1 protein-coding gene is annotated in these 242 nt (G+C 42.6%); it reads left to right on the plus strand.

The annotated features are described in order from the left end of the window. Window positions 1-242 (plus strand): zincin-like metallopeptidase domain-containing protein (locus A142_RS13210; protein ID WP_032545534.1); only part of this gene is annotated, 242 nt, incomplete at both ends.

A 242-nucleotide genomic window follows, 5' to 3' on the forward strand; every position in this document is an offset into this window, starting at 1 on the left:
ACGCATTGGACGGGACACAAATCTCGACTTAATCGTACAAAGGGAAGCAAGTTCGGTGATAAAGATTACGCGTTTGAGGAGCTCGTTGCAGAACTCGGGTCGGCTTTTTTAATGGCAGATTTTGGGGTTGTGGGCGATGTTCAACATGAATCTTACATTGCGAATTGGCTTGAGGTTTTAAAAAATGATAAACGATTCATTTTTAAGGCGGCGAGTCAGGCATCAAAAGCGTTTACTCATTT

The organism is Vibrio splendidus 12E03 (genome assembly GCF_000272105.2).
GTDB classification, from domain to species: domain Bacteria; phylum Pseudomonadota; class Gammaproteobacteria; order Enterobacterales; family Vibrionaceae; genus Vibrio; species Vibrio splendidus_I.